Source organism: Bacillus sp. C30 (assembly GCF_040838255.1).
GTDB classification, from domain to species: Bacteria; Bacillota; Bacilli; order Bacillales; family Bacillaceae_G; genus Bacillus_A; species Bacillus_A mycoides.
This window is the reverse complement of record NZ_JBFPJH010000213.1, coordinates 1-5,764: the sequence shown is the minus strand read 5'-3', so window position 1 is coordinate 5,764 and position 5,764 is coordinate 1. Positions and strand designations below refer to the sequence as shown.

Genomic DNA, 5,764 nt, shown 5'->3' with positions numbered 1-5,764 from the left:
ATATGCTAGCAGGATTGGTTGTAGGGATTGTAGCGATTCCGCTTGCAATGGCATTCGCCATGGTTCTGGTGCAAAAACAGTGGGATATGAAAAAAAGAAAAAGATTCCTAGCGGAATTGAACTTTATACAGTTAAAACCAAGAGTTCATTAATGATATATCTGCTTTTGGGCAGACTTCTGATATTATCCCCTTAAGGTAGACAGTGTAAAAAGTCCATAAATAGACATGGATGTTACACTTTTACTTGGAGGGGATTTTACTATGGTCAAAAAAGGAGATACATTTCAAACGTATTCAAATGAATTAAAGATACAAGTTGTAAAAAGTTATTTAAATGGTGAGGGGTAGCAGCCAATCGAACATAGCTAAGAAATATAAGCTAAAAAGGAGAATACAGTTAATGAATTGGGTTCGAAAATACCAGGAAACAGGCGATATTTCAGATTTAAGAAGAAACAACGGTGGGAATAGCGGCTTGAAAAATCCCTTGAAAGGTCGTCTTCGTACGAAATTCAATAGTGTCGAAGAAGAATTAGAATATTACAAAGCTCAGGTAGCTTATTTAAAAAAGCGGTATCCAAATCTATAGGAGGTGCTTTTGCCCAAACAGCTAAATATGAGATTATTGAAGAACTACGTTCTCAATACAAAGTAACATGGCTTGTCATCATTGCGCGGTTAAATCGCTCTAGCTACTATAAATGGCGTTCAACATGTAATCACAGACAATTACGTCTTTCAAAGAATAAGACATTGCGTGAACAGATTCAAGCAATTCACATAAAACACAAGGAATACGGTTATCCTCGCATGACAATCGCCTTACGAGAGGCCGGATTTTTCGTGAACCACAAAAAAGTATATAGATTTATGCAAGAGCTTCAAATTCAATCTATTATCCGTAAAAAGCGACGCTGTTTCAAAGAGAAATCCTCAAGAGTTTTCCCTAATATAGTAGAACGGCAATTCCAAAACCGCAAACAAAATGAGGTACTTGTTACAGATATCACTTATTTTCCATTCAAAGATAAATTTCTCTATTTATCGGTCGTTCAAGACCTTTACAATAATAAAATCGTTGCTTGGAAACTCTCACATCGCAATGATTTACAACTTGTTCTAAAAACATTAGATTTAGCAACACAAAAAAGAGATGTGTATGGAACCATCATCCACTCAGATCAAGGATTCCAATATACATCTCCTGCTTATTATCGTATGCTTCAGCAGCTAGGCGCCATCGGCAGCCATTCTCGTAAAGGAAACTGCCATGACAATGCTTACATTGAATCATTACTCTCTCATTTTAAATCTGAAATATTTTATCTTAATAACTATCAAACAAAGGGCGAACTCATTCAAGCAATTGAAACATACATCTATCATTATAACTACAAACGATTCCAAAAAAGGCTCAACTATCGAGCTCCGATCGAATATCGAATTCCGATGGCTGCATAGTCTTTTTTACAGTTGTCTACTTGATGGGGATAAGTCCAAACTGCCCTCGGAGAGTTTGGACTTTTTTGATCATATGCATAGCTTCTATTCCAGCAATCATTTTGTAGCTGTCAGCACTGATTTCAATCCAAGCATATTCCAAAATCGTTTTTTGATAAACCGATGATATTGTTTAAATATTTTGTTACACGAAGTGGTGTACTGTGTGGCATACACTTTTCTTCCTTTAGTTCACGTATCGCAACAGGATAGGCTTTATCACCATCAGCAGTTATCGAGCGAGGTTTTGTGACATGACAAGAAGCCAAGGCCTTCTTTAGAAAGCTCTTTGCAGCCTTCGCATCTCGTTTACGGCTTAAATAAAAATCAATCGTATTTCCTTCGGAATCGATCGCGCGATATAAGTACATTTTTTCTCTTTTGATTTTGATGTATGTTTCATCCACTCGCCAAGAATCATTGGTTGATTTCAAATGTTTTCGAATACGCTCATTTAATTCTGGTCCATATTGATGAACCCATCGCATAATCGTTGTATGAGCTAAAGATAATTCTCTTTCTTCCATCATTTCCACCAGATCACGAAGACTTAAGTTGTACCGCAGGTACCAACGTACAGTTAGCCAAATAATATCTGGTTGATAATGTTTCCACTTAAATACATTCTCTGTTTCCATACTGATCACACACCTTTTGTAGATTAATAGTATGGCTAAGATTTAAAAACTCATTACACAGGTGTTATATTTTCCGCACCAGATCCCCCTTTTTTTATTTGTTTATGAATTTTTATAAAATGTCCCAAAAAACCTAGATATTGAACCATTCGTGTATGAATCCCCCCCTTATAAACCATTTTTAAACACCAAATAACAAATTTAGTATAATGTAGTATACGCTGCACCGCTTTAGAAGAAAAAACAAGGGTAATATCCCCGTAAATGTATTATACTGCAATGCTTTTTTCTTTTAAATGCCTTATATATCATTCTCCGCACCTTATGTTTTCTACCATTGGACCGTTTTTTAGAAAACCTTTGCAACAAAACTCAGCGTATACAAGAACTGATATATACAGGAATTAATTTTTGGTTACCACGAAAAAAAATAAAAAAGGAGGGAGAAGTATTGAGGAACTGGTCACCAAATAAAGTTAGTGTTTTTTTATCAGATTTAGTAGTAAAAGAAATTCCACAATATTATTCTGTGAAAGATGAGCTACGATATGGATTTGAATGGATACTAGCTATTGTTTTTCAAATATTTTTTATAGTAGCTTTGGCATCTATCTTTCATGTAATGCGTGAATCATTATATTGTTTAATTGTAGGGTGTACATTGAGAATAATTGGGGGCGGCGCACATTTTAAAAGCTATTTTAAATGTGCACTATATAGCACAGGATTAATATTATTGATAGTTTTATCAACTGTACATTCTCTCAGTTTATCTAAAAACATATTAATGATTATGGCTTTGTTTTCAATTATAGTATTTGCTGTGTATGCACCTGTCTTACATAAAACTAAACATTTATTCACTGATAAAAAGAAACTGACATTCAAATTATTGTCACTTATGTTGATTATGGTAATTATATTTTCAACTTTTACATTTAAATTGTTTGACGAAAAAACTACAGTGATAATATGGTTTGCCGTGTTTTTTCAGGCCTTATCTCTCACTAAAACCTTTAATTTTTTGATTGTTTGGTTTGATGAAAAAACTACACCAAAAAGGGAGCGATAGTATGAAAAAGGCATTTTTTTACTTTATTTTATTTATAGGGCTATTTGCGTCAAAAGGAACAATGGCAACAGGATTCTTTTCTTATGAGCCTGAATTACCAGATTCATCAAAATCAAAGGAATAAAGAAAGGTTCTGGTGCAAAAAAATGAAGATGCTTGCAAGTAATTTTTAAACCTGTTTCATACTGATACTATTACTCTACAAAATGTGTGTGATCAGTATGGAACAGGAAACTTTGTTTAAATGAAAGAAAAAAGAGAGGACGATCCTTAACTCATCCAACGAATATGCGTTGGGTCCATCAATATGGGTCTGAATTAGATAAGCGAATTTGACATCAACTCAAATAAACGAACAATTCCTGGAGAATAAATGAAACGTACATAAAAGTAAACGTACAATGGATGCACCTATATCATGTGCCGTTGATTCTGCAGGAAACATGATTGACTTTTATCTGAGTAAAACGAGAAATCCTAAGGCTGCAAAGCGTTTTTTTAAGAAAGTTTTGCAGCCTCTTCATGTTTCTAAACCCCGTGTAATTACAGTTGATAAAAATTCAGCTGATTTAATTGCTATCACAGAATTAAAGAAAGAGCAGGTTGATCTACAGGATCAGTCTATTCACAATCAAAATGAATTCATTCATCAATTATTTGGATTAACAGCGTAAAAAAGGATTCCAGTAGGAATTCTCATAATTCTTTGGAATGTATCTTTTATTTGCCCCAGAACCAAAAAGATTGTTTAAGCAAATTAATATTTATATCAACAGATTTTTTGATTAATAATGAACCATGATAGAAAAGGCACTGAAAGTGTTTTCTATCTTCACTAAAATATCATAGATAAACCTCAAAAGTATTATGAAGCTTTTTTTTAAAATCATTAATTTTATGCTTACTTACAGGAAGTACCTTATCACACCCACATAAAGACAAGTTATATGATTTCATAAAATCATCCTTAATAAAGGATTTCACTCGATTCATAGGTACTATATATGACCTATGAATTCTGTAGAAGTGATATTTTGCTAATTTCATTTCCATGTTCTTTAAACTCTCTGTAATTTGTAATGTCTCACCTTTTTCCATGTAAATAAGCAACTTTCTATATCTTTTCTCAATATAAACAATTTTTTGGATATCCACAAAATGAATACCTTCCTTAACTTTAAAGGCAACTTTTGTTAGTATATTCTTTTCCAATCTTTTATCTAAAAGTTTTTCCAATGACTGAGATAAACGTAATTTATCAATAGGCTTTACAATAAAATCATGTGGGTAATATTCATAACCATCAATAGCATATTTTTCATAAGCAGTAATAAAAATAATATCTATGTTATAAGAAGATAGACTCCTAGCTATTTGTAAACCGGATGCTTCAACCAACTCTATATCCAAAAGAATCACATCAACACAATTTTTTTGGATATAGTTAAATATGAAATCCCCACTATCTATTGATTCGATTAAATTATGTTTTGATTTTTTAAAGAAGTGCTCATACCATTTACGCATGTTAGAATCATCATCAATTGCAATTATATTTAATGAACATATTTCTGTTTGCATTTTCTTTATTCCTTTGATCTTGATAAACCTGGTAATTTAGGTTCATAAGAAAAAAATCTTTTTGACACAAATAGCCCTATAAATTTCTTTTTCACACTATCGCTCCTTTTTTGGTGTAGTTTTTTCATCAAACACTTTGAATACAAAAGTTAAAAATATAGTTAATGTACCATTGGTAAAATTTCAAACAGAACTCATATAGGTATTATCACAACTATTGACAACATCTTATTTGCAGTTATTTCTGGAAACAGTTGACCATTGTACAGTTTTACAATATGGTTAACATTTGATAATCCTAAGCCACGTGTTTTATTTAGATCGCTTTCATTTTCTTGTAGAAAATTGGTTACTATTTCTTCAAGTTGACCAATATATTCGTTCATTACTTCAATCTGATAATAAGAATCATAAAAATCAACTGTCAAATCTATTTGCCTTTTCAATTTTTCATCATGTTTTAAATATTCAAATGAATTAACCAATAAGTTTGCAAATACAATAGTTAATTCATAACCTTTTAGAGGTATGCCTTCTAAGGAATGATTTAAATTTAAATTTAATCTAATTCCATTATGAAAAAACTTTTGTTGATAATTTAATATTAAACTAGACAACGCTATCTCTTTTAATGGTAAAGATTGATGCTTTAATTGAATATTAGTAGTTAGTTCTCTTATGTAACGCTTTAATTCATCTATTTCCCCTAAGTCTGCCATGGTATAAATTGTATTCAAATGAAAAACAAAATCATGCCTTGTTTTACGTTCATTTCTAATATTTAATTTTAATTGTTGTTCATGAGCTTTTTGCATCTCATGTTCTAAAATCTTTATTTTTTTATGCATAGAAGATCTAAGAAAAAACACAAAAAAAACAAATAAAATGAAAATAATATACCATACATCTTGTTGATTTACTTTAAAATTAGTAATGAGATAAATAGTACATGCTATGGATAGACTAATAAC

General features: G+C 31.6%; 6 protein-coding genes and 2 pseudogenes. 5 read left to right on the top strand and 3 right to left on the bottom strand.

Annotation, left to right across the window (positions count from 1 at the left end; translation table 11 throughout):
- Positions 1–402: 402 nt before the first annotated feature.
- Positions 403–591 carry a hypothetical protein gene (locus AB3X49_RS16610; protein WP_367963444.1) on the top strand — a complete coding sequence of 63 codons (189 nt, stop codon included), beginning with the start codon at positions 403–405 and terminating at the stop codon, positions 589–591.
- Positions 534–1,463, top strand: a complete 930-nt coding sequence (locus AB3X49_RS16605) for an IS3 family transposase (protein WP_367963446.1) — start codon at positions 534–536, stop codon at positions 1,461–1,463. Before AB3X49_RS16610 ends, AB3X49_RS16605 begins: the two co-directional genes overlap by 58 nt.
- A gap of 16 nt (positions 1,464–1,479) precedes the next feature.
- Here the strand turns inward: AB3X49_RS16605 and AB3X49_RS16600 are convergent.
- A pseudogene (locus AB3X49_RS16600) lies at positions 1,480–2,140 on the bottom strand (IS6 family transposase).
- Positions 2,141–2,591: 451 nt separating this feature from the next.
- Between AB3X49_RS16600 and AB3X49_RS16595 the strand changes: the two are divergent.
- From AB3X49_RS16595 to AB3X49_RS16585, 3 genes and pseudogenes are all read left to right on the top strand, one after another.
- Positions 2,592–3,212 carry an accessory gene regulator ArgB-like protein gene (locus AB3X49_RS16595; RefSeq protein ID WP_367963442.1) on the top strand — a complete coding sequence of 207 codons (621 nt, stop codon included), beginning with the start codon at positions 2,592–2,594 and terminating at the stop codon, positions 3,210–3,212.
- Between the two features lies 1 nt (position 3,213).
- Complete coding sequence (locus AB3X49_RS16590; protein WP_367963440.1) at positions 3,214–3,336, top strand: hypothetical protein; 123 nt, start codon at positions 3,214–3,216, stop codon at positions 3,334–3,336.
- Positions 3,337–3,464: 128 nt separating this feature from the next.
- Positions 3,465–3,886, top strand: a pseudogene (locus AB3X49_RS16585) (IS6 family transposase); the annotation flags it as partial.
- Positions 3,887–4,055: 169 nt separating this feature from the next.
- On the opposite strand, the gene AB3X49_RS16580 reads toward AB3X49_RS16585, so the two are convergent.
- Together AB3X49_RS16580 and AB3X49_RS16575 are read right to left on the bottom strand one after the other, a co-directional pair.
- Positions 4,056–4,793 carry a LytR/AlgR family response regulator transcription factor gene (locus AB3X49_RS16580; protein ID WP_367963437.1) on the bottom strand — a complete coding sequence of 246 codons (738 nt, stop codon included), beginning with the start codon at positions 4,791–4,793 and terminating at the stop codon, positions 4,056–4,058.
- Between the two features lie 194 nt (positions 4,794–4,987).
- Positions 4,988–5,764 (bottom strand): sensor histidine kinase (locus AB3X49_RS16575; RefSeq protein ID WP_367963435.1); only part of this gene is annotated, 777 nt, incomplete at its 5' end.

Excerpts from the sequence above, each read along its gene's own strand:
- AB3X49_RS16610 (WP_367963444.1), top strand. The coding sequence starts at position 403 with ATGAATTGGGTTCGAAAATACCAGGAAACAGGCGATATTTCAGATTTA.
- AB3X49_RS16590 (WP_367963440.1), top strand. The coding sequence starts at position 3,214 with ATGAAAAAGGCATTTTTTTACTTTATTTTATTTATAGGGCTATTTGCG.
- AB3X49_RS16580 (WP_367963437.1), bottom strand. The coding sequence starts at position 4,793 with ATGCAAACAGAAATATGTTCATTAAATATAATTGCAATTGATGATGAT.